The organism is Delftia sp. UME58 (genome assembly GCF_014170385.1).
GTDB classification, from domain to species: domain Bacteria; phylum Pseudomonadota; class Gammaproteobacteria; order Burkholderiales; family Burkholderiaceae_C; genus Comamonas; species Comamonas acidovorans.
The window spans coordinates 160,501-183,646 of sequence record NZ_LZZV01000088.1; the positions used below are offsets into that span (position 1 = coordinate 160,501).

Sequence of the window (23,146 nt, forward strand, 5' to 3'; positions counted from 1 at the left end):
TGTGGTCGTGACATACAGGCAGGCCGCCAAGTCATCCAAGTCAATCCACCGCCAGCATCAGCGCTTCATGTCATCAAGATAGTCCTGCTTTGCCTTGTTGATGCTTTGGGCGACGCTGTTGCCTGGATAGTCTTTGATGTATCCCGAAATATAAAACAAGTATCTTTCGCGGGCGATTGGGTCTATGTGGTTCAAGAATTTTTCGTCCCTAAACGCGGACTGCAGCGCCAGCATTTCCCTGGGATCAGCCATCCTTGTTTGAATAAGATTTTCAAGCGTTTTATGAAAACTCGCTTCGTCAGGAGCATACGTCTTGAGGGATTTCAGCCAATCCTCATATCTGAAGACATCTGAAAATCCCAGTTCATGGATGCCACCGCTCAATTCCGGCTTGGCGCCATTTACCATATCGAAAATGGCATTCCTCTCGGATGCGGAGATGCTGTTGGGTAGGTCAAGATTGCTGCCTAGATTGCCCAGCAGTACATCACGGCCATATTTATTTCCTGATTCCAGAACTTCCTTGGTGATACTCGCAGGGGCATCCACCGAGATTGAAAGCATATGGGCCAATTCGCCGTAATACTCGTTTGTGGTCAGGATTTTTTCGTCGAAGGAATTTTTCAGCCGAACACGAGTGTCAGGGAAGTTTCCCTCCCTGGAGTAGCTGAAAACTGCTTTTTTCTTTTTCTCGAGAAGCTCCTCCATGCTGACCGAGGCAGTTCCTTGCGCCGTTGACGACGGTGCCATATTTCCGGAGCGTTCTGTTTGTGAACCGCTCGTACGCGTGCTGCTGATGCGCTCGGATCGATTTTGAGCGCTGGCAGGAGGCATTGAAGATGGCGACCTGTGTTCGCTTGCCAGCGAACCCGTCTGCGGATTGATGGGCTCCGATGAGTTGGTATTCAGATAGACATATAAGCCTATTGCCGAGGCAGTGGTGATCAAGACTGCCAATAATATGATTATATTATTTTTTGAAGACATATCTACCAATTTCTTTGTTGAAGGTTTGCATGCACATTTGCTGGAGTAATGATTCTGTTCCACGCGATTTGATAGCTCATTTGTCGGTTCCAACTATCCACCACGCTTTGATGCGAAGCTGCGTAGATTTCCTGACCCAGCAAAGGGGTGCCACCTCGAATGGCAGTACTGGTCCAGGCATCCAGAACAAGGCCATCGCAGCGGTAAAACCCTCGTATCGGTTTTCTTTCTACCTTCGTCATTTGGCATTGACTCGCGAACGGGCTGCAAAAGCTCTTGGTCCAGTAACTTAATCCTTGTCGAGCTGGCGTGAAATAAGCACTCAATGTGTAGGATGCACCTATTTTGTATTTGACATATGCGGATCTTGCAGCCATTTCCTGGAGCCAGGTGGTGCGGGTTTGGTTGCCTAATAAATACAACACACCATTGTCATTTTGTCTATGCCAACAAACCGACTCGTCGCAAAAACGCTGCCTGAAATCTCCTTGCCACACCGGGGAAATTGTTTTCCAGAGGTTGGGCTTGCTGGAAAACGATGACCAAGGGGTCTCCTTGATGGTGTCATTGGCGTCGCCGTACCCGATGGCTTCAAGTACGTTGCGACCATCCCAAATGCCGATATGCCCCAATGGCCCCACTTCCTGACTACCCAAGTCTCTGCCGACTACATCACCAATCACAGTGGGTTTTTCTTTTCCAGGTAAGGCGAAGAATTTAAGTTTTGCTGGTGTGTTGTTCAACCTTTCACTCCGGTTGTTGGCATATATCGCGTATACAGTCACATCGCGAATGGTGCCGTCCAGTAGAATGGCGGGAACATCGATGGAAATATCGAAACCATGACGTGAGGTAATGCTGTTGCAGGCGTATTGAACGGCAAATTCGCGGACGATGGCTGCGTTGCCGCCACCAATATAGTGACCATCAGCATAGATATGGATGCCTACGGGGTCGGCCGATCCCGGTTGGCAAGCCCATCCGATATATCTATTGTATGTAGTGCTAACGTCTAACCACCCTTTGCAGAATGCTGTTTTTGGTAGTAAAAATAATAGCGCAATCGTAAAAATAATATGGAATTTCTTCACCTTGACCTCCTGTGTTAATGATGTGAGGTAATAGAATTTTTCTTGCGCTTTTGTTTTGTAATCGTGGTTTGCTATGGAATTAATTAAAGGAAGACTGCAAGATATAAGCTTCTATGTTTGATGAAGCAGTATTTGGTCTGGGATTTTTATGTGGCTGCTGATCTTTTGGTCAATAATTGACAATTTTAAGAAAACGCAGAATTTAAATTAAGAAGAGAATTCTCATTTTTCTCTGCTATTTTCTGGGTAAGGCGTATTAGAAATTTTTTTGGGAATGTAGGGAATAGGGTTGAATCTGAAAATGAGGCCGCGGCGTATAAGAATCTTCTGATATTTCGCCGAATTTACTCGGATAAATCCTCGAGTGGCTTATGAGTGCTGCTTTGGAAAGAGCACGGCCACAGGTAGGGACATGCAAGCCCTGGTTGACAGAGTGCTGCGTGAAAAAGGAGGGTTGTCGCCCGTTATCTGATGCGGACGGATTTGCGGAGCCTTAGCGAGAGGACGAGTTGTGCAAGTCGTCAATGCCACACGCTGGTGTATGCGCTCGGCTGTCTAATTTGGAAATGGTCCATCGGTTGAACCCTAAGCACATCTGTCAATCCATGGAAAGACAGAGACAGATTGCAGTTCCCAAAGGCGCACTGGCGACGCCATTCGACCTGAGATCTAGATAGAGGACCGCTGCCTGTGTCCATGAACACCACGCGGTGGTGATCCGAAGGCTTGGGAATCAGGTGCGGATCTGGTCAAACCTTCACAGCCGCCCTCGCCGATGCTTGCTACGGCCAGGCGGTCCTGCGCCAGCAAGCTTGGAAAGGCAAAGGCTTGCCAGGTAAGGCCGTTTGGGAGGTGTGGTGGATTTGCTGAACGGGGCTTCGCTACTGTGGAAGTCTTGCCTGGGGCAAACGGGAATTCCTGCAAGGCGGCATCTGTCCCCTGGATTTGCTGGAAGTGCCGACCACCGGCGCAAGGGCCTGCTGAGGTCGGGCACTTTCATGGAGTCATCGCCGCTCGGGGCGGCGAGGGCTCACTCAATCCAGCTTGATATTGTTCGCCGCGATCACGCGACCCCACTTGCTGCGCTCGGCGCGCACGAACTGGCCCATCTGCTCGGCGCTGCCGGGCATGGGCTCCACGCCCATGGCGGCCAGGCGTGCCTTGGTGCGGGTGTCGGCCAGGGCCTGCTGCAGCGACTGGCTGAACTTCTTGACCACGTCGGCCGAGCTGCCCGTGGGCACGACGATGCCCTGCCAGGCATAGCCCTCGAAACCTTTCAGACCCTGCTCCTGCAGCGTGGCGACCTGGGGCAGAACGTCCACGCGGGCGGGGCTGGCCACGCCAATGGCCTTGAGCTTTTTCTCGCTCAGGAAGGGAATGATGGTGGCGCTGTCGGCCCACATGGCAGGGATCTGGCCGCCGACCACGTCCTGCACGGCAGGGGCCGCCCCGCGGTAGGGCACATGGGTCATGTTGCTGATGCCCGCCTGTTCGCGGAACAGTTCGCCCACCAGGTGGTGGGGGCTGCCCAGTCCGGCCGAGCCCCAGCTCACGCCGGTCTTTTGCTGTTTGGCCCAGGCCAGGAATTCGGCGAGGTTGGTGGCGGGCACCTCGTTGTTGACCACCAGCAGCATGGGAAAGCGCACCAGCATGCCCACGGGCTTGAAGTCGCGCTCGGCGTTGTAGTTGAGCTTGCTGAACAGGAAGGGGTTGGCCGCCAGCGTGGCGAAGTCGGCCGTGAACATGAGGTTGCCGTAGTCGCGCGAACGGGCGCTGTACTCGGCCGCGATGTTGGTGCCCGCGCCGGGCTTGTTGTTGATGACGATGACCCGCTCCATGTTGCGGCCCATGGCTTCGGCGATGACGCGGGCGACCACGTCCGAGCCGCCGCCGGCCGCATAGCCCACGACCCATTCCAGGGGCTTGTCCTGTGCCAGGGCGGCAGGCCCTGCGGCCAGGGCCAGGCCCGAGCAGGCCAGTGCGGCCAGAAACTGCTTGCGTTGCATCCTTGTCTCCATGTTGTATGCGGCGCCCTTGTGAGATGTCCAAGGTGTGAGGCGGGCGCCTTTGTGGGGATGGCAGGCCGCCGCACGGGCGGCGGCGCGCGGCTTCAGGCGGCCGCGTGCACCGGGGCGACCGGCGTCACGGCGCCGCGCTCGGCCGGGTCCGCGCCGGCAGGGGCAAGTCCTGCGCTGGCGCGGGCCAGTTCGAGCGCATGCAGCAAGGTGCCCTGGTGGCCGATGTGGTTGGCCAGCAGCAGCACGAGGCGGGCATTGAGGGCATGGCTTTGCGCGGTATCGAGCCCCTGGTGGGTGGCGATCAGGGCTTCGTAGAAATCGTCGCAGGCCTGCAGGTTGGGGTGGGTGGACAGCAGCATGGCGGTCTCCTGACAAAAATGGGGGAATCCTTTGGTGGGGCCTCCACCAGGGACAGCGAGCAAGGGCCGCCCCGCAGCGAGGCTGTCGTCCCCCTCCCGCGTAGCGAGAGAGGGCGCCGTGCAACGGGGGAAGGCGCGAATCGACTCAGGGGGAGGCTCTTTGGAGAGCGGCGCGCACGCCGGCCTCGTCGGGGCGGCGCCAGCGCGCGCAGACATGCTGGTCAGGCCGAAGCAGGTAGCTGGTGCCGGGGCGCGCATCCAGGCGTTGGGCCGCCAGGCCGCGCGCATCGATGAGGTCGGCACTGTGCGCATGGGCCTCGCCCTCGGCCGCGATGGACAGGTTGAGCACGCCGGGCAGCGCCTGTGCCCAGGCGGGCGTGGGGCCGAAGTGCAGCAGCGTGAAGTCCGGTCCCAGTGCGCGCAGCAGCCAGGCCGTGCCGTCTGCGCCGGGCCGGCGCATGGGCGCATCGGCCAGCACGGCGCCGGGCAGCTGCGTTCCGTCGAAGGTGTCGGTGTCGGGCGTGTTGAGCGCGGAGCCATGCAGCGTGGCCGGCACGGACAGCCGCCCGCTGTTGACGATGCGGCGCGCGAATTCATGGTCGCGCGCCAGGTCCAGCACGGCGTCGCGGAACAGGCGGCTGATCTCGCTCTTGGGCGTGATGAAGTCGGTGGCGCGCGTGGAGTTGCGGATGTTCTCGTCGGCCGCGTATTCGCGCTCGGCGCCGTAGGTGGCGATCAGCGAGGCATCGGCCTGGCCACGCAGCACGCGGTCCAGCTTCCAGGCCAGGTTCTCGGCATCCTGCACGCCGCTGTTGGCGCCGCGTGCGCCAAACGGCGAGACGCCGTGGGCGCTGTCGCCCGCGAAGACCACGCGGCCATGGACGAAGCGGTCCATGCGCAGGCAGGCGAAGGTGTAGACGCTAGCCCATTCCAGCTCGAAGGGCGCGTCCTTGCCCAGCAGGGCGCGGATGCGCGGCACGATGTTCTCGGGCTTTTTCTCTTCCTCGGGATCGGCGTCCCAGCCCAGCTGGAAGTCGATGCGCCAGACATCGTCGGGCTGGCGGTGCAGCAGCACGCTCTGGCCCGGGTGGAAGGGCGGGTCGAACCAGAACCAGCGCTCGGTGGGGAATTCGGCATGCATCTTCACGTCGGCGATCAGGAAGCGGTCGCGGAAGATGCGGCCATGGCTTTCCTGGCCCAGCAGGCCGCGCAGCGGCGAGCGAGAGCCATCGCAGGCCAGGACCCATTGCGCATCGATGCGGTAGCTGCCGTCTGGCGTCTCCACGGTCAGCAGCGCACCCTCGGCCTGCGGCTGCAGCGCCGTGACCTTGCTGTGCCAGCGCAGGTCGATCAGCGGCAGCTGCAGTGCGCGCTCGACCAGGTAGGCCTCGGCGTAGTACTGCTGCAGGTTGATGAAGGCCGGGCGCTCATGGCCGTCCTCGGGCAGCAGGTCGAAGCGGTACAGCGGCTGGTCCTTGAAGAAGACCTTGCCCAGGTTCCAGGACACGCCCTTGTCCACCATGGCCTGGCCCACGCCCAGGCGGTCCCAGATCTCCAGCGTGCGCTTGGAAAAGCAGATGGCGCGCGAGCCCGTGGACAGCCGGCAGTCGTTGTCCAGCAGCACCACGCGCTGGCCGCGCTGGGCCAGGTCGATGGCCAGCGACAGGCCCACGGGGCCGGCGCCGACGATGACCACGGGATGCCGGGCGGGCGTGTCCGCACCGGCGTCCTGGTCGGCATGGCGCTCGTAGGGAATGTGGATGGACTGTATGTCTGCGCCGCTGCCGCGCAGCGCTTGCAGGGAGATGGCGGGGGGGGACATGGTGTTCGTCCTCTGGCGTGGGCAGTGTGGAAAAAAGGGCGCAGCCATCCCCGCCGGCGCGCCAGGGCGCCGGTTCACGGACGGGTGCGATGGGCGGGCGTGCCGGTGCTCAGGCCCGGACGCCGCCGTGCATCAGCCTTCGAGCGCCAGCCACATCTGGCGGTCGCGCTCGGCGGTCCAGATGCGCGGGTCGGCGTGGCCCGATGCCTCGTCATAGGCGCGGGTCACGTCGAAGGGCATGCAGTGGTTGAAGATCACCCACTGGCCGTACTTGGGCTGCAGCTTGGCGAAGGCGGCCTCGTAGACCTTGCGCAGGTCCTGCTGGGCGTCGGCGCCGGCCTTGACCTCGGTCCACAGGTCGCTGATGAAGTCGCGCGTGCCGGCCAGGCCGGCCTGCACCTCGGCCGGCGTCTGCAGCGCGGCGCCGCGGCCGGGCACCAGCTTTTCGGGCTGCAGGGCGGCAATGGCGTCCAGCGTGTGCGGCCAGTCCTGGAAGTAGGCGTCGCCCGCATAGGGCGTGGCGCCGAACTCCACCAGGTCGCCGCTGAACAGCACCTTGTCCTGGGGCAGCCAGACCACGGTGTCGCCCTTGGTGTGGCCTCGGCCCAGCTGCAGGATCTGCACCTCGAGCTTGCCCAGCCACAGCGTCATCTTGCCGGTGAAGGTGAGGGTGGGCCAGGTCATGCCGTCGGGCACGCTTTCCACGTTCTGGAACAGGCGCGGGAAGCGGCCGATCTCGCTGGCCTTGTCCTGCTCGCCGCGTTCCACGATCAGGTCGTAGGTGTCCTGGCTGGCAATGATGTGTTCGGCGCCTTCCGCGAAGAAGGCCGAGGCGCCCAGCACGCGCACCGCGTGGTAGTGCGACAGCGTCACGTACTTGATGGGCTTGTCGGTGACCTCGCGGATGCGGCGGATCACGTCCTGGGCCATGACGGGCGTGGCCTGGGTGTCGATCACCATCACGGCGTCGTCGCCAATGATGATGCCGGTGTTGGGGTCGCCTTCGGCCGTGTAGGCGTAGGCGTGCTCGGAGAGCTTGTCGAAGCTGACCTGCTTGATTTCGAGGTCGGCGGCGGAGGCAAAGGTCTTGGTGGTCATGGGCATCCTGCTTTTGAGATGGACAAATGCATTTGTTTTTATCGAATGCCTGAATGCTAGGGAAAAATTCAACATTGAACAATTCATTTGACATAGTGAAAAACCCTCGGGGCCACAAACTCCGGGTTCCAGCCTTCACAATGCCTGCCATGTCCGATGCCGCCTCCTCCCCGAACGACCCCGTCTTCCCCTCCGACAGCGCCGATGACGAGCCCACGCGCGGCCCGCGCGGCATCCAGAGCGTGGAGGTCGGCGGCCAGTTGCTCAAGGCGCTGGCGCGCACAGGCCGGCGCATGGCGCTGAAGGATCTGGCGCGCGAGGCCGGCATGACGGCGGCCAAGGCCCACCCCTACCTGGTGAGCTTTTGCAAGCTGGGCCTGATGGAGCAGGACCGCGCCAGCGGCCACTACGGCCTGGGGCCGCTGGCCATACAGATGGGGCTGATCAGCCTGCAGCAGGCCGATCCCGTGCGCCTGGCGATTGCCGAGCTGCCCGCGCTGGCGCAGGAGGTGGGCAGCACGGTGTCGATTGCCATGTGGAGCGGCCAGGGGCCGACCATCATCCGCGTGGAAGAGGGGCCCACCCATGTCTACGTGGCCATGCGCCACGGCACGCCCGCATCGCTGCGCCATACGGCCACGGGCAAGATCTTTGCGGCCTTCGGCGAGCCCGGGCGCATTGCGCCGCTGCTGGACGCGGAAGGCCACAGCCTGGAGGAGCCGGCCTTCGCGCAGGAGCTGGCCGCCATCCGTGCCAGCCGCCTGAGCCGGGTCGAGAACCAGCTGCTGTCAGGCGTGAGCGCGCTGGCCGTGCCGGTGTTCGACGGCTTTGGCCAGCTGGTGCTGGCCATTGCTGCCATCGGCCCTTCGGCCACGCTGGACCTGGACCTGCAAGGCCGGCCGGCCCGGCTGCTGCAGGCCCAGGCGCGCAGCCTGTCCCAGCGCCTGGGAGCGCCGGCCCAGGCCTGAGCGCACGGCCCCCGGTGGGGTTCAGTGGCGCTTGGTTAAGGCTCAGTGCGTGAGCAGCAGCTGATCCCGGGCAGGCGCACGCCCTTCCAGCGTGAAGCCGGCCACCGTGCGCGACAGATGGTGGGCCTGCTCGTTGAGCACGGATGATGCGGCGGTGGACTCCTCCACCAGCGCGGCGTTCTGCTGCGTGGCGCGGTCCATGTCGGCCACGGCCTGGTTGATCTGGCCGATGCCCACGCTCTGCTCGGTCATGGCGCCGTTGATCTCGACAATGATCTGGGAGACGCGCTGGATGCCGTCCACGATCTCGCCCATGGTCTGGCCGGCGGCGCGCACGCGCTCCGTGCCCATGGCCACGCTGGCGCCCGAGGCGTCGATCAGGGTCTTGATCTCCTTGGCGGCCGCCGCGCTGCGGTGCGCCAGGCTGCGCACTTCTGCCGCCACCACGGCAAAGCCCCGGCCCTGCTCACCGGCGCGGGCTGCCTCGACGGCGGCATTGAGCGCCAGGATGTTGGTCTGGAAGGCGATGGCGTCGATGACGCCGATGATCTCGCCGATCTTGGACGAGGCCTTGGAGATGTCGTCCATGGTGCTCACGGCGCTGCCCACCACGTCGCCGCCCTTGGTGGCCGAGCTGCTGGCCGACTGGGCCAGGCGCGTGGCCATGGCGGCCGCCTCGGCCGACTGGCGCACATTGGCCGTCAGCTGCGACAGCGAGGCCGAGGTCTGCTGCAGGCTGCTGGCCGAGGACTCGGTGCGGTTGGACAGGTCCAGATTGCCCAGCTTGATCTCGTCGGTGGCGGTCTTCATGGACTCCACGCCGTTGCGCACATCCTTGAGCACGGTGCCGATCTGCTCGACGAAGCCGTTGAAGGACGAGGCGATCTGCGCCACTTCGTCATTGCCCGACACCGGCAGGCGCTGCGTCAGGTCGCCGCCGCCTGAGCCGATCTTGTCCATGGCGTCGCGCACCTGAGACAGGCGCCGGAAGGACTGTGCCGTCAGCGCCGCCGCCACGGCGGTTGCCAGGCAGGCCAGCAGCACGATGGCAATGGCCAGCGTCTTGAGCACGCTTTGCAGGCCGGTCGTGGCCTCGGCCTTGTCCAGCGCCACCACCAGCAGCCAGTCCGTGCCCTGCACCGGGCGGGCCTTGAGCAGCTTGGCGCTGCCGCCCAGGCTCACTTCCAGGGGCGCCGTGGCGCTGGCCAGCGCGGTCAACGCGGCCGGCGTCAGCAGCTCGGAGATGTCGGAGGTGGGCTTGAGCAGCAGCTTGGCATCGGCATGCGCCAGCACCTGGCCGTCACGGCTGACCACGAAGCCCAGGCTGCCGGGCGTGGGGCGGATGGCCGAGACCACCTCGCGCACGCCCTCCAGCGGCACGGCGCCGCTGATCACGCCCTGCAACGCGCCGCCGCGCAGCATGGGAGCCACGAAGGCCACATAGGGCACGCCCGTGGTGGAGTCGCCATAGGGCTTGGTCAGCGTCAGCTTGCCGGCCTGCACGGCGCTCTTGTACCAGGGGCGGGCCGTGGGGTCGTAGTCCGGCGGGGTGCTGGTGGTGGACTTGAAGGTCTTGTCCTGCCAGCCCACCGTGGTGATGGGGAAGCCGCTGGCCTGGCCCATGTGGGCGGCAAAGCCCTGCGGGTCGCCATGCTCGATCACGGCGGCGGCGGCACTGACGGCGCGTGCCTTGGCGGCCACCCACTGGTCGATGGCCATGGTGTTGCCTGCGGTGATGGCGTCCAGATCCTGTTCGATGGTCTGGAACGTACTGCCGCGAACGATGTGGTACGTGGCAGCCCCCGTGATGGCAAGGGCGCCGACCACGGTGGCTGTGCTGATGGCAAGGATCTTGGAGCGAAGGGTCTGGAGCATGGCGCGGCAAGGGAAGACTGAGGACTCCGCAAGCCGCGATGGCCGGGCATGCGGCCCTGTCATTAACGCACAATTTGTTTCATTTTTGACGACATGCCAACCCTGGGGTGGCGTGCACCAACTTGCGCGCAACACCTGTCATAGAGGCATTTGCTGCAGTGCACCATTGCAGTGCGGTGTGACATGTTGCTGTAACGCAACCGTCGCGGGACTTTCATGGCGGCTTTCCACAATGGCGGCACGCAGGCAAACCGAGTGGCACAGGCAGGCCACCGACTGCGTCCAACATGACGAGGAAGGCGGGCATATGGACGTTCTTGACACCCTTCGCAACGCGGCGATCGACGTCGCCAAGCCCCCGCTTTCCGCGCTTCTCCAGCCACCCCAGGCCGCAGACAAACCCCTGCGGCTGGACGTGCGCTGGGCCCGGCACCTTGACGAAGTGCGACAGGTGCAGCGTCTGCGCCATGCGGTGTTCGCCGCCGAGATGGGCGCCGTGCTGCAGACGCCGCTGGCCGGACACGACATCGACGCCTTCGACGACTTCTGCGAGCACCTCATGGTCTGCGATGCCGACCGGGGCGTGGTCATCGGCACCTACCGCCTGCTGACGCCCACCCAGGCGCTGCGCGCCGGCGGCCTTTACTCCGACCAGGAATTCGACCTCGCCCCGCTGCACGCCTGGCGCCCGCGCATGGTGGAGCTGGGCCGCAGCTGCGTGCATGCATCGCACCGCCAGGGCGGCGTGATCCTGGCGCTGTGGGGCGCACTGGCCGAATTCATGCAGCGCAACCAACTCGACGCCATGGTCGGCTGCGCCAGCATTCCCATGCAGTACCCGGGCCTGGCCCATGGCGAGGGACCGGCGCGCGTCTGGCAGCAACTGCGCCAGACCCATCTGGCCGAGCCTGAGCTGCAGGTGCGTCCCCGCGTGGCCCTGCCCGAGGAGCTGGCCTCGGTCAGTACCAGCGGCATGAGCGTGGAGCCGCCCGCGCTGATCCAGGGCTATCTGCGCACGGGCGCCAAGGTGCTGGGCGCGCCGGCCTGGGACAGCGACTTCAACACGGCCGACCTGCCCATCATGATGCGCATGCAGGACCTGCCTTCGCGCTACCTGCGCCTGTTCACGCGGCGCGGCTGAGGCCGGCGCGGCGATATTGGGGACATTCCGGGAAGAGAGGGCGGATCCGGCTTCTTGTGCAATGAGCCGGACCGTGATGTGCATCACAGGGCTGTCACAAAGACCGTGCATGATGCTGGATGTGGGCTGAAGCAGACACCCGGACGGAGGCAGGTAACCTGCACCGGACTGACCGGGCCTTGGTCCACGCCAATTCGAGGCCGCAGCCTGTTCGCAGGCTGCGGCCTTTTTCATGGACTACTTTCCTGGGTCATCGCCGGGCCATTGCCGGGCTGCTGTGCGGCGGGCGCCGCATCGGCCAGCAGACGCTGGTGCTCGATCTTCACGCAGCGGTCCTGCACGGTCCACAGGCCTGCGGCACGGGCCGGCTCCAGGGCGGCATCGTTGACCACGCCCAGTTGCAGCCACAGGCAGCGTGCGCCGACGGCAACGGCCTCGGCGGCCAGCGGCGGGATGTCCTCGCTCTTTCGGAAGCAATCGACCATGTCGATGCGCAGGCCCTGGGCGGCCAGCGCGGCCGCAGCGTCGGCCAGGCTGGCATGGACGGGCTCGCCCAGGATGCGGCCGCCCTCGCGCGCCACCACGGGGTTCACGGGAACGATGCGGTAGCCATGGCGCTGCATGTACTGCGAGGCCTGTTGGCTGGGCCGCTCGGGCTGCGGCGACAGGCCGACCACGGCCAGGGTGCGGCACTGCACGAGGATGTCACGCAGGCGGGAGTCTGTTGCTGTATCGCTCATGCGCCGCAGTGTACGCAGTGCATGCAGCTCAGGCGGGCAGGGCTGTCGCTTCTGCAGCATGGCGGCGGCGCAGCACCATCCCCCAGCCCAGCCCCAGCACGGCGGCCGTGGCCGAGGCCATCAGCACCCCCAGCTTGGCGGCATTGAGCAGGGCCTCGCTGTCAAAGGCCAGCGTGGCGATGAAGATGGCCATGGTGAAGCCAATGCCTGCCAGCAGGCCGGCCAGCAGTGTGTCGCTCCAGCCCATGCCTGGCGGCAGCGCGCACATCCGCAGGCGCACGGCCAGCCAGCAGCTGAGCAGCACGCCCAGCGGCTTGCCCAGCACCAGGGCCAGGGCCACGCCCCACATCACGGCCGATGCGCCCGCCACATCGATGCCAGCGGTGCCCGCGCCCTGCAGCGGCACGCCGGCATTGGCCAGCGCAAACAGCGGCATCACGCCAAAGGCCACCCAGGGATGCAGGTCCGCCTGCACGCGCTCCACGGGCGCGGCGCTTTCGCGGCCTGCCAGCGCGTGCACGGGTGTCACCAGGCCCAGCACCACGCCGGCCAGCGTGGGATGGGCGCCGGTCTGCCAGATGCCCCACCAGAGCACGGCGCCCGGCAGCACATAGGCCCAGGCGCGGCGCACGCCCAGCGACTGCAGCAGGAACACGCCGGCCAGGCCGGCGGCGGCCACCAGCAGCTGGCTCCACTGCAGCCCGCCCGAATAGAACAGCGCAATGATGAGCACGGCCACCAGGTCGTCGATGATGGCCAGCGCCAGCAGGAACACGCGCAGCGCGGGAGGCAGGCCCCGGCCCAGCAGGGCCAGCACGCCCATGGCAAAGGCGATGTCGGTGGCCGTGGGCACGGCCCAGCCGTTGCGCAGCGGCGGCGCGGCATTGAAGGCCAGGAAGATCAGGGCCGGCGCCACCACGCCGCCCAGCGCGGCCATCACGGGCAGCAGCGCCTGGCGCGGCTGGGCCAGTGCGCCGGAATGCATCTCGCGGCGTATCTCCATGCCGACCACGAGGAAGAACACGCTCATCAGCGCATCGTTGACCCAGAAATGCAGGGACTGCGACAACTGCCACGGGCCCAGGCCCATGCTCAGCGGCGTGTGCCACAGCGCCTCATAGGCGCCGGCCCAGGCGGAGTTCGCCCAGAGCAGGGCGGCGGCCGCTGCCAGCAGCAGCACGATGCCGCCCGCGGCCTCGGCATGGGACCAGCGGGACAGGAAGGCGCCGACGCGATCGGCGAAAGACAGGAAAAGGGGCGTGCGCGGGCCGGACGGCCGCGGGGTCGTGTAGGTGTTCATGTGCAAAGCAGCAAAGGGGCCTTGCGGCCCCGGTGCGCAGGCGGCCCGACCTGCGCTATCAACACCTGTCCTGCCGCCCCATGCGGTCTGGACACCCAGCCGCCATTATAAAAGAAGCCCCACGCTCCCTTTGCTGCGCAAGGTCCGCTGCCCCCCGAGGGGGCCGCTTTTTGCCTTGGGGCGGCCCGGCGGCGAAAAATCGGCGGCCGGGACCCTTGCGCAAGACCCTGCGGATTCAGGGCCTGGGCGGCTCATTGCGCGCAACGCATTCGGCCAGCAGCCCCAGCGAGGACAGCGCAATCATGAAGACCAGGAACACATAGGCCGCCGTTGCCACGCCCAGGCTCATGCTGAAGCCCCATTGCAGCACCGAGCAGGCCATGCCGGTCTGCGGGTACATCGCCGTGCATTGCGATGCGGCGGGCATGTGCACGTACCAGGTGACGGCGATGAACATGGCGCCCGCCACCATGGCGGCATTGCCCCAGGGATGGGTCTGCGGGTGGTACAGCGCATAGATCAGCGCCACGGGAACGGCCAGGCCCCAGGCGAACATCATCAGCCAGCTGAACACCGGCGAGACCGCCAGGATGGATTGCAGCCATCCCATCTTGGGCAATCCGTTGACGAAGCCCAGCAGGTCCCAGACAAAGGGCAGGACGATCCCCGCCACGGCCAGGCTGGCAAGCCCCAGCGCCAGCAGCAATCCCTTGCCGCGTGAACGATGGTGCACCCCCGAAGGGTGCGAATGGGTGATCAGTGCATGCATGGCCCACCTCCTGTGTCGTGCAGGGCGGGCAGTTGCCGCGCGGGCGGGTCTCCGGAGTCGGGCGGCAGCCGCGGCGCCTAGCGTTCGGATTGCGGTATTCCCCGGATGCATCCAGTCTAGGACGGCGTGCGCTGCAACAAATGTAGGCCTGGGACCTACCCAAAATCGGGGTTTGTCCCAGGAGGGCGTGCCGTCAAAGCGCGGCCAAGGCCCCCAGTACCTCGTTCTTCGATAGCAGCTCGCTGAGCACCACCGGCGGCTTGCCCGGCGCATGCAGCACATAGACGGGCACGCCGCTGCGGCCCAGTTGCTGCAGCGCGGCGGTGATGGCCGGGTCGCGCCGCGTCCAGTCGGCGCGCAGCAGGGTCACGCCGTGCTGCTCGAAGGCGGCCAGCACCTCCTCATGGTTGAGCGTGGTGCGCTTGTTGACCTGGCAGGTCACGCACCAGGCGGCCGTGTAGTCCACGAACACGGGCTTGCCCGCCGCCTGCAGCTCGGCCACGCGGGCGGCCGACCAGGGCTGCCAGCGCTCGCCTGCAGCGGACGCCGTGCCCGTGCCCTCCGCCTGGGCAGGTGTGGCGATCAGGGGGGCGGTGGTGACCAGCAGCGCGCCCCCCAGCGCCACGGCCAGCGTGGCCAGCACGGCCCGCGTGCGGCCCTTGAGCGTCAGCGTCCAGACCAGGGCGCTGAAGGCCAACAGCAGGGCCAGCAGCGCGGTGGCGGCGTCGATGCCGCTCTGGTGTCCCAGCACCCAGACCAGCCAGACCACGGTGGCGAACATGGGGAAGGCCATGGCGCGGCGGAAGGTATCCATCCAGGCGCCCGGGCGCGGCAGCCAGCGCACCACGGCGGGAACGAAGCTGGCCAGCAGATAGGGCAGGGCCATGCCCAGGCCCAGGGCGACAAACACCGTCAGCGCCTGCAAGGCCGGCATGTCGATGGCAAAGCCCAGCGAGGCACCCATGAACGGCGCCGTGCAGGGCGAGGCAATGGCCACGGCCAGCACGCCCGACAGAAAGGCATCGGCCACCGGATGCCGCGCATGGGCCGCAGCCCAGCGGCCGGGCAGCATGGAGCCGAATTCGAACAGGCCGGCCAGGTTCAGCCCCAGCAGCGTGAACAGGGCCGCCAGCAGGGCCACGATGGCCGGCGACTGCAGCTGAAACCCCCAGCCCAGCTGCTCGCCTGCCGCGCGCAGCGCCAGCAGCAGTCCGCCCAGGGCCAGGAAGGACAGGACCACGCCCGCCGTATAGGCCAGCCCTCCCAGCCGCTGGGCGCGGCGGTCCTGGCCATGTCGTGCAAAGCCCAGGATCTTGATGGCCAGCACCGGGAAGACGCAGGGCATGAGATTGAGGATCAGTCCACCCACCAGGCCACCGAGCAAGGCCATCCACAGGCTGGTGGCGCTGGCGGCCGGTGCGGCAGCCTGATTGGCAGCCAGGGCGGCGGCCAGCGCGGGGGAAACGCTGGCCATGGCGGCGGCCGTCCAGCGGCCCTCGACCGGGGCTTCGGCGCGCCAGGCCACGGGCTGGCCCTGCTCCAGCGCTGCGGCGCGCTCGGCAGGCGGCAGGGCCAGGACCACGGGCAGCCTGGCCGGGGTCTCGCCGCGCATGTCGGACAGGGGCAGCTCGGCCACCCAGGCCGCACCATCCCAGCGCTGCTGCCAGTCCTTGCCCAGTTCGGCTGCATGGCGGAAGGTGTCCGGTGATTCAGGATAGAAGTCCAGCGTGCGGCCCTGCAGGGCTTCCGGCAGACCCTCGATGCGCAGCTGCACACGCTCGTCGGGCGTACTGCCTTCTGCTGCTGGCTGGCTGGCCGGCACCACCTTGGCCTGGGCCGGCGCAGGCAGTGCCTGGGGCTTGAGCGCCCAGGCCTGGATGAAGGCCTGACCCTGGCCTGCCGTGCTGCCCTGCACGGGCAGTTGCAGCTGGAAATCGCCTTCCTCGGGAATGCACTCCACGCGGCAGACCAGCCAGTTCGCATGCAGGCGCAGGTCCAGCATGCCGGAGGCGGGCGGCTTGAAGTCGGCGGCCACCTGCACGGGCACCGGCAGCAGCACCTGGCCCTCATAGCCGTAGTTGAGCAGAGGGCCCACGCGCAGCGCCTCGGGAACAGGCCACTGGATCTCGCCCGCCGTCAGGCCTGCAGGCAGCTGCCAGTTCAGCTCGGTGGCCAGGCCGGAGTCACCGGCGTTCTTCCAGTAGGTATGCCATTCGGGCTGGTGGGTGATCAGCAGGCCCAGCCACAGCGTCTGTCCGGGCTGAACGCCTTCGGGTGCCTGGGCCACGAGCTCGGCCCGCACGCGTGGCGTGTCCACGGCCGCTGCCGGGCCGCTGCCGGTCTTCAGGCGGATCTGAGCGCCGGCATGGGAGGCCAGCAGGCCGGTGGCGGCCAGGAGGAGGGCGAGAAGCCAGAAGGCGAGGCGCTGGGGTGCGGTGTGGCGAGGAGGCGTTTGGAGTGGCATGGCGGACTATGGGAGCCCGGGGCGTGATCTTTGGTTCCCCTGGCTACAGGCGGCGATGGTAGCGGCCTGCGCCATGGAATCCTTTGTGCGTTTTCACAAGACGATTGGCAAAAGATATCGTTGCATAGGCGCTTGGTATTGGACAGGCGAAGGGTCCGCTGCCCATCATGGACCGGCCACCCATCCGGGATAGAGCAACACAAGGAGACAAGCCATGCAGGAGACATCTCGCCGCCACTTCCTGGCCGCCGGCGCGGCAGCGGCCGCAGCCTGGGGACTGCCGCAGCACGCAAGCGCGGCCGCTGCCTATCCCGACAAGTCCGTGCGCGTGATCGTGCCCTTTCCCGCAGGCGGCACCACCGACGTGGTGGCAAGGCTGGCCATGCAAAAGCTCGGGGAGCTGACCGGCCAGTCCTTCGTGGTGGACAACAAGGGCGGCGCCAACGGTGTCATCGGCACGGAACTGGCCGCCCGCGCCGCGCCCGACGGCTACACCCTGCTGATGAACACGGCAGGCGCGCAGACGCTGAGCCCCGTGCTCTACAAGACCAGCTACGAGGCGCTGTCCAGCTTCGAGCCCATCAGCCATCTGTGCGACGTGGGCTTCGTCCTCATCGCACGCAAGGACCTGCCCGTGAACAGCCTGCAGGAGCTGGTCGCCATGGCCAAACAGGGCAAGCCGTTGAGCGTGTCCTCGGGCAGCAGCATGATTTCGCTGATCACCGAGCAGTTCAAGAAGGTGATTGGCGCGCCGGGCATCGTCAACGCCCAGTACAAGGGCACGGCGCCGCAGATGCAGGCCGTGGTGGCGGGCGAGGTGGATTTCTCGTTCGACTCCTTCACCTCGGTGGAGATGATCCGCACGGGCAAGGTCAAGGCCCTGGCCGTGCTGCTGCCCCAGCGCGCCGAAGTCTTTCCCCAGGTGCCCACCATCAAGGAGGCCGGCGTGGACGGCATGGGCTTCAGCTCCTGGTCGGGCCTGCTCGCGCCCAAGGGCACGCCCCGCGACATCGTGGCCCAGCTCGCGCAGCAGATGGACAAGGTCATGCAGATGCCCGACGTGCTGGCCAAGCTGCGCAGCTACAGCTATGTGCCGCGCCGGGGAACGCCCGAGGAGTTCGCGCGGCTGATCGAGTCGGACAACGAGCGCTGGAAACGCATCGTCAGGGAATCCAACTTCAAGGTCGAATGAGACGCGGGGCGGGGGCTAAGATCATGGCCATGCCAAGCTCCCCGCCTCCACACACGTCCCTCGGTACCTGGCCATCGCGCTGGTGGGCCGAAGTATCGGCGCGCGATTTCGCGCTGGCCCAGGCGGGGCTTGCCGCGGAAACCGTGGCGGTGCTGCCCGTGGCCGCCGTGGAGCAGCACGGCCCGCACCTGCCGCTGTCCGTCGATGCCTGCCTGCTGCAGGGCGTGATCGATGCGGCCCTGCCGCTGCTGCCGGCCGAGCTGCCCGTGCTCTTTCTTCCCCCGCAGAACATCGGCTTCAGCGTGGAGCACCAATCGTTTGCAGGCACGCTGACGCTGTCGCCCGCCACGGTGATCGCGCTGTGGACCGAGCTGGGCGCCTGCGTGGCACGCGCCGGCGTGCGCCGGCTGCTGCTGCTCAATGGCCATGGCGGACAGGTCAGCGTGATGGACATCGTGGCGCGCGAGCTGCGCATGCGCCATGGCCTGCTGGTCTACAGCAGCAGCTGGTTCGGCCTGGTGGACGATGCGGCCAATGCGCAGTTCAGTGCACACGAGCACCGCTTCGGCATCCATGGCGGCGAAGTCGAGACGTCAATGATGCTGCACCTGGCGCCTGCGACCGTGCGCATGGAGCATGCGCGGGACTTCCATTCCACTTCGGAGGATAGGGCGCGGCGGCATGCCTTGCTGGGCAATGGGCGAAGCGCGAAGATGGGCTGGGCCATCGAGGATTACAACGTTTGCGGGGCGGTGGGGAATGCTGCGGGGGCTACGGCCGAGCGGGGGGCCTTGATGGTGGAGGCTTCGGCTCGGGGGCTGGTGCGGTTGTTGTCCGAGATGGTTGCGCTGCCTGCGGATACTGTCGGAAGGGCGCCGGAGCCTCTTTAGTTTTTGGTCTTTTTTGGACCCTGCCGGGTGGTTGTTTTTCGAGGCCGGGAGTCGGCCCGGCGGCCGACCCGCTTTCTTGCCGCGCAGCAAGAAAGTAGGCGAAGAAATGCGCCCGAATGTCCGCGACCCCTTCGCTGCGCTGCGGGGCCACCTGCGCTGACATACGGGGAGTTGTTGCAGGCCTTCGCTGCGCTCGGCCTTTTTTACTGTTTCGGGATCTTGGCCTGGACGATCACGTCGCCCCAGCGCTTGATTTCCGACTGCAGCAATTGCGCGGTCTGCTCGGGCGTGCTGGATTGGGCCTGCACGTTCATCTCGCGCAGTTTCTGCGTGACTTCGGGGGAGTTCACGGCGGCGGCGATTTCCTTGTTCAGGCGGGCGATGATTTCCGGAGGGGTCTTGGCGGGGGCGGCCAGGGCGTTCCAGGAGGAGGCGACGAAGCCCTTGACGCCTGACTCCTGGGCCGTGGGCACGCCGGGCAGCAGGGCCGAGCGCTTGTCGCCGGTGATGGCCAGCAAGTTGACGGCCTTGGAGTTGATCTGGCCCATGATGGGCGTGAGGATTTCCACGGCCGCGTCGATCTGCCTGCCGCGCAGGGCCGTGACCACGGCAGGGGTGCCGTTGAAGGGCACGATCTGGGCGTCGATGCCGGCCGTGGTCTTGAACAGTTCGGCTGCCAGATGCTGGGTGCTGCCGATGGCGATGCTGCCGATGTTGAGCTTGCCGGGGTTGGCCTTGGCCCAGGCCACCAGCTCGCCCAGGTTCTTGAAGCGCGAGTCGCTGGCGGTGAGCACGCCGATGTCGAAGTAGCCCAGGGTGGAGATGGGCTTGAAGTCCTTGACCATGTCGAAGGGCAGCTGGTTGAACAGCCCCACGGTGACGGCGCTGCCGTTGGACATGAGGAACAGCGTGTGCCCGTCGGGCGCGGACTTGGCCACGGTGTCGGCGGCGACGATGCCGCCTGCGCTGGGCTTGTTGTCGATGATGACGGGCTGGCCCAGTTGCGAGGCCAGCTTTTGCGCGACGACGCGCGAGGTGACGTCGGCCACGCCGCCCGCGCCAAAGGGCACGACGATGCGGATGGGCTTGTTCGAGAGGGGTTGGGCCTGGCTGGTGATGGCGGCCAGCAGCAGGGTCGCGCAGGCCAGTGCGCTGCGCGTGAAACGGCGTTTGTTCATGGGTCTTTTGTCTCCTGGCCGGCGAGTGTGGCGCAAAAGCGCAGGCCGGCCCAGAGCGCCCGTGTTCTGGCTGCTATGCCCTGGCGCGATAGCTGTGTGACAGCGTTGCCGGGGGCGGCTCAGGCGTGGGTGATCCAGCTGCGGTGCTCGTCCGTGTCCAGGTGGTTGAGCGTGTTGAAGGTCTGCAGCATCAGGCGCTTGGGGCTGGTGGTGAACTCGGTCACGGCGCTGTTGCGGATGCGCATGTTCAGCGCAATGGTGACCTCGGGCGAGGTGCCCAGCACATGGCCCACGGCCGTGGAGATGGGGCCGCCGCTGCTGACCAGGAGCACGTTTTCGTCGGCATGCTCGTGGCGCACGCGCTCCAGCACCTGGCGCACGCCGCCCGAGAAATCATCCCAGCTGGGCATGCCTTTGGGGCTGATGGTGCCGGCCATCCACTGGGCCAGGGCATCGCACAGCAGGCGGAAGTGGTGGCGGTACAGCTCGGGCGTGTCGGGCTTGGGCAGGGGCGCCGGATGGATGGCCTGCAGCAGCGCGCCGCTGTCGTATTCATCGAGGCCTGCAAGCGCCTGGGTGCGGTGCTGCTCGGCAGGCAGGCTGCCCAGGCCGTCGGCGATGCCGGCCAGCGTCTGCGCATGGCGGCGCAGCGTGCCCGTGTAGACAGCGTCGAAGCGCAGGCCGCGCTCTCGCCAGTAGGCACCCAGCCTTTGCGACTGCGCCGTGCCGCGCTCGCTGAGCTGGTCGTAGTCTTCGGCACCAAACGAGGCCTGGCCATGGCGCACAAGATAGAGGGTTCCCATGGCGCGGATTGTGGCCAGCGCCGGCGCCGGCGTTTGTCCTGCGGGCGACTGGCTGCCGCCTTGGCGACAGATTCCGGCAACCCGGCAGGCCCTACAACAGCACCTGGCCGCTCACGCATTCCACGACATGGCCGCCTATCCACAGCGCGCCCTGCGCGTCCTCGCTGACATGCACGCGACCGTCGCGCCCCACGCAGCAGCCCTGGCTGGCGATGTAGGGCGCACGCAGCAGGCCTTCGCCGCGCAGCCACAGGGCCAGGCTGGCGTTGAGGCTGCCGGTGACGGGGTCTTCGGTGACGCCGACGGGGCTGGCGAAGCCGCGCACTTCCAGGCGGGGGGCAGCATCCGCATCGGCCCCGGCCGGGCGCTGGCCCGTGGCAAAGGCGCGGGCCTCGCGGCTGCTGCGGCCGATCAGTGCCGGTGCATCTTGCGCGCTTTCGTACAACGCGCAGGCGCCCACCTTGGTGTTCAGCGCCTTGAGCCTTGCATGGTCGGGCTCCAGCGCCAGCACTTGGTCGGGGTGCTCGAAGAGCACGCCCATCCAGCGCGGGCCGTTGTCCAGCCAGGCCGCATGCAGGATCTGGCCGTGTTCTGCGCCCAGCGCGGCCGCCACGTCATCCAGCAGGCCGGGCTCCACGTCGCCGATGTCGGTGGACGGTGCCTGAAAGGCCAGGCGCCCGTCCTGGCGCACGATGCCGATCAGCCCCTTGGCGCATTCCTGCACGATGCGCCGGGCCTGCTGAGGCACGCCGCCCTGCGCCAGCCAGGCGTGGCAGCTGCCCAGCGTGGGATGGCCGGCAAAGGGCAGCTCGCCGCCCGGCGTGAAGATGCGCACGCGGTAGTCGGCGCCTGCAGCGCGGCCGGCCTCGGTGGGAGGCAGCACGAAGGTGGTTTCGGACAGATTGGTCCAGGCCGCGAAGGACTGCATCTGCGCATCGGTCAACCCGGTGGCGTCGAGCACGACGGCCAGCGGATTGCCCAGGTAGGGCCGTGCCGTGAACACGTCCACGGTCATGTAGGGGCGCTGGCGGGGAGCGGCGGTGGAGGTCATGGCAAGGGCAGGGTTGCGATGGGCAATGCGGGATGAAGAAAGCCGGCGCAAAGCCGGCTTTCAGGGGACAGCCGGGGCTGTGCGTATCAGGCCGACAGCTGCGAGCGGATGGCGTCGGCCAGGGCGGCGATGCCCTTGTCGATCTGCTCGGCCGACACCGTCACGTAGGACAGGCGCAGCGTGTTGGCCTGGGGCTCGTCCGCATAGAACGGCGCGCCGGGCACGAAGGCCGTGCCGCGTTCCACGGCGGCGGGCAGCAGCTTTTGCGCATCCATGCCCTGGGGCAGGCGCACCCACAGGAACATGCCGCCCACGGGACGGGTCCACTGCACGTCCAGGCCGGCCATTTCGCGCTCCAGCGCGGCCAGCATGGCGTCGCGCTGGCGCTTGTACATGGCGCGGATGGTGGGCACATGGCGGTCCAGGAAGCCGTCCTTGATGACCTCGGAGACCACGCGCTGGTTGAAGCCCGGCGTGTGCAGGTCGGCCGCCTGCTTGGCCTGCAGCAGCTTGTTGTAGACGGACTTGGGCGCGACCAGGAAGCCGATGCGCAGGCCCGGGGCCAGCACCTTGGAGAAGGAGCCCAGGTAGATCACGCCTTCCGGGTTGCGCGCGGCCAGCGGCAGGGCAGGGGCCTGCTCGAACCACAGGTCGCCGTAGGGGTTGTCCTCGATCAGCGGGATGTTGAGTTCGCGCGCCTTGTCCACCAGGGCCTGGCGGCGTGCCTCGGCCATGGTGCGGCCGGTGGGGTTCTGGAAGTTGGGCAGCACGTAGGCCAGACGGGCCTTGTCGGTGCCGGTGCCGGCCTTGGCGGCGAAGTCCTCGACGAGGATGCCGTCGTCATCGCTGTCCACGCCCACGGGAATCGGTTCCTGCGGTGCAAAGGCCTGCAGAGCGCCCAGGTAGGTGGGCTTTTCGACCAGCATGCGGCTGCCACGGTCCAGGAAGACCTTGCCGATCAGGTCCAGCGCCTGCTGCGAGCCCGTGGTGATCAGCACCTGGTCGGGGTCCACTTCCCAGGGCAGGAAGTCGGCCACGGCCTGGCGCAGGGGGGCGAAGCCCTCGCTGGTGGCGTACTGCAGGGCCGAGGCGCCATCGCGCTGCATCACGGTCTGGCAGGCCTGGGTGAACTCATCCAGCGGGAAGGCCAGCGGCGAGGGCAGGCCGCCCGCCATGCTGATGATGCCGGGACGGTCGGTGAGCTTGAGGATTTCGCGGATGGCGGAGGGGTTCATCTTGGCAGCACGGTCTGCCAGCGTCCAGGTCGTCATAAAAAAACAGTTCTAGGTCTTGCGGTGCCCGCCATGCGGGCGGACTGGTATGGATTGCCATGCCGTCGTGGGGCACGGGCCGGCCGCATGTGAAGAGCGGAGTGCGGATGGCGCGCCCGCTCTTGCGCC

General features: G+C 66.3%; 19 protein-coding genes. 4 read left to right on the top strand and 15 right to left on the bottom strand.

Annotated features, from left to right (window positions below):
* Window positions 1-57 precede the first annotated feature (57 nt).
* From A9976_RS22120 to A9976_RS22145, 6 genes are all read right to left on the bottom strand, one after another.
* Window positions 58-948 carry a hypothetical protein gene (locus A9976_RS22120; protein ID WP_259649270.1) on the bottom strand — a complete coding sequence of 297 codons (891 nt, stop codon included), beginning with the start codon at window positions 946-948 and terminating at the stop codon, window positions 58-60.
* 41 nt (window positions 949-989) lie between these two features.
* Complete coding sequence (locus A9976_RS22125; RefSeq protein WP_183020787.1) at window positions 990-2,078, bottom strand: hypothetical protein; 1,089 nt, start codon at window positions 2,076-2,078, stop codon at window positions 990-992.
* Window positions 2,079-3,112: 1,034 nt separating this feature from the next.
* Window positions 3,113-4,084: a tripartite tricarboxylate transporter substrate binding protein gene (locus A9976_RS22130; RefSeq protein WP_183020788.1), complete on the bottom strand. Its 972-nt coding sequence runs from the start codon at window positions 4,082-4,084 to the stop codon at window positions 3,113-3,115.
* A 104-nt stretch (window positions 4,085-4,188) separates the two neighbouring features.
* A complete protein-coding gene (locus A9976_RS22135; RefSeq protein WP_013800326.1) occupies window positions 4,189-4,455 on the bottom strand; it encodes a DUF2783 domain-containing protein in 267 nt (88 codons plus the stop codon).
* A 145-nt stretch (window positions 4,456-4,600) separates the two neighbouring features.
* Window positions 4,601-6,277, bottom strand: coding sequence for an FAD-dependent oxidoreductase (locus tag A9976_RS22140; RefSeq protein WP_183020789.1), 1,677 nt, complete (start codon window positions 6,275-6,277; stop codon window positions 4,601-4,603).
* A 132-nt stretch (window positions 6,278-6,409) separates the two neighbouring features.
* Window positions 6,410-7,375 (bottom strand): MBL fold metallo-hydrolase, encoded by a 966-nt coding sequence (locus tag A9976_RS22145; protein WP_013800328.1) that lies wholly within the window; start codon window positions 7,373-7,375, stop codon window positions 6,410-6,412.
* Window positions 7,376-7,524: 149 nt separating this feature from the next.
* On the opposite strand from A9976_RS22145, the gene A9976_RS22150 reads away from it, so the two are divergent.
* On the top strand, window positions 7,525-8,343 hold the full coding sequence (locus A9976_RS22150; RefSeq protein ID WP_380108133.1) for an IclR family transcriptional regulator: 819 nt from the start codon (window positions 7,525-7,527) through the stop codon (window positions 8,341-8,343).
* 42 nt (window positions 8,344-8,385) lie between these two features.
* On the opposite strand, the gene A9976_RS22155 is transcribed toward A9976_RS22150, so the two are convergent.
* Window positions 8,386-10,218 (bottom strand): methyl-accepting chemotaxis protein, encoded by a 1,833-nt coding sequence (locus A9976_RS22155; protein WP_183020791.1) that lies wholly within the window; start codon window positions 10,216-10,218, stop codon window positions 8,386-8,388.
* Window positions 10,219-10,525: 307 nt separating this feature from the next.
* Between A9976_RS22155 and A9976_RS22160 the strand changes: the two genes are divergently transcribed.
* Window positions 10,526-11,359, top strand: coding sequence for a GNAT family N-acetyltransferase (locus A9976_RS22160; protein ID WP_183020792.1), 834 nt, complete (start codon window positions 10,526-10,528; stop codon window positions 11,357-11,359).
* Between the two features lie 230 nt (window positions 11,360-11,589).
* On the opposite strand, the gene A9976_RS22165 is transcribed toward A9976_RS22160, so the two are convergent.
* The 4 genes from A9976_RS22165 to A9976_RS22180 form a co-directional block, all read right to left on the bottom strand.
* Entirely contained in the window at window positions 11,590-12,099 is a 510-nt protein-coding gene (locus A9976_RS22165; protein ID WP_183020793.1) for a CoA-binding protein, read from the bottom strand.
* Window positions 12,100-12,127: 28 nt separating this feature from the next.
* The gene (gene nhaA / locus A9976_RS22170) at window positions 12,128-13,399 is read right to left on the bottom strand and encodes a Na+/H+ antiporter NhaA (RefSeq protein ID WP_183020794.1); all 1,272 of its coding nucleotides are present in this window, start codon (window positions 13,397-13,399) and stop codon (window positions 12,128-12,130) included.
* Between the two features lie 235 nt (window positions 13,400-13,634).
* The gene (locus tag A9976_RS22175) at window positions 13,635-14,168 is read right to left on the bottom strand and encodes a hypothetical protein (protein ID WP_013800334.1); all 534 of its coding nucleotides are present in this window, start codon (window positions 14,166-14,168) and stop codon (window positions 13,635-13,637) included.
* 193 nt (window positions 14,169-14,361) lie between these two features.
* A complete protein-coding gene (locus A9976_RS22180) occupies window positions 14,362-16,632 on the bottom strand; it encodes a protein-disulfide reductase DsbD (RefSeq protein WP_183020795.1) in 2,271 nt (756 codons plus the stop codon).
* Between the two features lie 214 nt (window positions 16,633-16,846).
* Here A9976_RS22180 and A9976_RS22185 point away from each other — a divergent pair, with 214 nt between their 5' ends.
* Both A9976_RS22185 and A9976_RS22190 read left to right on the top strand, forming a co-directional pair.
* On the top strand, window positions 16,847-17,824 hold the full coding sequence (locus A9976_RS22185; RefSeq protein ID WP_183020796.1) for a tripartite tricarboxylate transporter substrate binding protein: 978 nt from the start codon (window positions 16,847-16,849) through the stop codon (window positions 17,822-17,824).
* 29 nt (window positions 17,825-17,853) lie between these two features.
* On the top strand, window positions 17,854-18,714 hold the full coding sequence (locus A9976_RS22190; protein WP_183020797.1) for a creatininase family protein: 861 nt from the start codon (window positions 17,854-17,856) through the stop codon (window positions 18,712-18,714).
* 203 nt (window positions 18,715-18,917) lie between these two features.
* Here A9976_RS22190 and A9976_RS22195 read toward each other — a convergent pair whose 3' ends face one another.
* The 4 genes from A9976_RS22195 to A9976_RS22210 all read right to left on the bottom strand — a co-directional run bounded on the left by A9976_RS22195 (window position 18,918) and on the right by A9976_RS22210 (window position 23,017).
* Window positions 18,918-19,892 carry a tripartite tricarboxylate transporter substrate binding protein gene (locus tag A9976_RS22195; protein WP_183020798.1) on the bottom strand — a complete coding sequence of 325 codons (975 nt, stop codon included), beginning with the start codon at window positions 19,890-19,892 and terminating at the stop codon, window positions 18,918-18,920.
* 119 nt (window positions 19,893-20,011) lie between these two features.
* Window positions 20,012-20,695: a histidine phosphatase family protein gene (locus tag A9976_RS22200; RefSeq protein ID WP_034398008.1), complete on the bottom strand. Its 684-nt coding sequence runs from the start codon at window positions 20,693-20,695 to the stop codon at window positions 20,012-20,014.
* Window positions 20,696-20,786: 91 nt separating this feature from the next.
* Window positions 20,787-21,746, bottom strand: coding sequence for a PhzF family phenazine biosynthesis protein (locus tag A9976_RS22205; protein ID WP_183020799.1), 960 nt, complete (start codon window positions 21,744-21,746; stop codon window positions 20,787-20,789).
* A gap of 86 nt (window positions 21,747-21,832) precedes the next feature.
* Window positions 21,833-23,017 carry a PLP-dependent aminotransferase family protein gene (locus tag A9976_RS22210; protein WP_183020800.1) on the bottom strand — a complete coding sequence of 395 codons (1,185 nt, stop codon included), beginning with the start codon at window positions 23,015-23,017 and terminating at the stop codon, window positions 21,833-21,835.
* Window positions 23,018-23,146: the final 129 nt, after the last annotated feature.

What these genes read in the sequence shown, in the direction of transcription:
- A9976_RS22130 (WP_183020788.1), bottom strand. Translation starts at nt 4,084, where the DNA reads ATGCAACGCAAGCAGTTTCTGGCCGCACTGGCCTGCTCGGGCCTGGCC.
- A9976_RS22135 (WP_013800326.1), bottom strand. Translation starts at nt 4,455, where the DNA reads ATGCTGCTGTCCACCCACCCCAACCTGCAGGCCTGCGACGATTTCTAC.
- A9976_RS22140 (WP_183020789.1), bottom strand. Translation starts at nt 6,277, where the DNA reads ATGTCCCCCCCCGCCATCTCCCTGCAAGCGCTGCGCGGCAGCGGCGCA.
- A9976_RS22145 (WP_013800328.1), bottom strand. Translation starts at nt 7,375, where the DNA reads ATGACCACCAAGACCTTTGCCTCCGCCGCCGACCTCGAAATCAAGCAG.
- A9976_RS22150 (WP_380108133.1), top strand. Translation starts at nt 7,525, where the DNA reads ATGTCCGATGCCGCCTCCTCCCCGAACGACCCCGTCTTCCCCTCCGAC.
- A9976_RS22155 (WP_183020791.1), bottom strand. Translation starts at nt 10,218, where the DNA reads ATGCTCCAGACCCTTCGCTCCAAGATCCTTGCCATCAGCACAGCCACC.
- A9976_RS22160 (WP_183020792.1), top strand. Translation starts at nt 10,526, where the DNA reads ATGGACGTTCTTGACACCCTTCGCAACGCGGCGATCGACGTCGCCAAG.
- A9976_RS22165 (WP_183020793.1), bottom strand. Translation starts at nt 12,099, where the DNA reads ATGAGCGATACAGCAACAGACTCCCGCCTGCGTGACATCCTCGTGCAG.
- nhaA (WP_183020794.1), bottom strand. Translation starts at nt 13,399, where the DNA reads ATGAACACCTACACGACCCCGCGGCCGTCCGGCCCGCGCACGCCCCTT.
- A9976_RS22175 (WP_013800334.1), bottom strand. Translation starts at nt 14,168, where the DNA reads ATGCATGCACTGATCACCCATTCGCACCCTTCGGGGGTGCACCATCGT.
- A9976_RS22180 (WP_183020795.1), bottom strand. Translation starts at nt 16,632, where the DNA reads ATGCCACTCCAAACGCCTCCTCGCCACACCGCACCCCAGCGCCTCGCC.
- A9976_RS22185 (WP_183020796.1), top strand. Translation starts at nt 16,847, where the DNA reads ATGCAGGAGACATCTCGCCGCCACTTCCTGGCCGCCGGCGCGGCAGCG.
- A9976_RS22190 (WP_183020797.1), top strand. Translation starts at nt 17,854, where the DNA reads ATGCCAAGCTCCCCGCCTCCACACACGTCCCTCGGTACCTGGCCATCG.
- A9976_RS22195 (WP_183020798.1), bottom strand. Translation starts at nt 19,892, where the DNA reads ATGAACAAACGCCGTTTCACGCGCAGCGCACTGGCCTGCGCGACCCTG.
- A9976_RS22200 (WP_034398008.1), bottom strand. Translation starts at nt 20,695, where the DNA reads ATGGGAACCCTCTATCTTGTGCGCCATGGCCAGGCCTCGTTTGGTGCC.
- A9976_RS22205 (WP_183020799.1), bottom strand. Translation starts at nt 21,746, where the DNA reads ATGACCTCCACCGCCGCTCCCCGCCAGCGCCCCTACATGACCGTGGAC.
- A9976_RS22210 (WP_183020800.1), bottom strand. Translation starts at nt 23,017, where the DNA reads ATGACGACCTGGACGCTGGCAGACCGTGCTGCCAAGATGAACCCCTCC.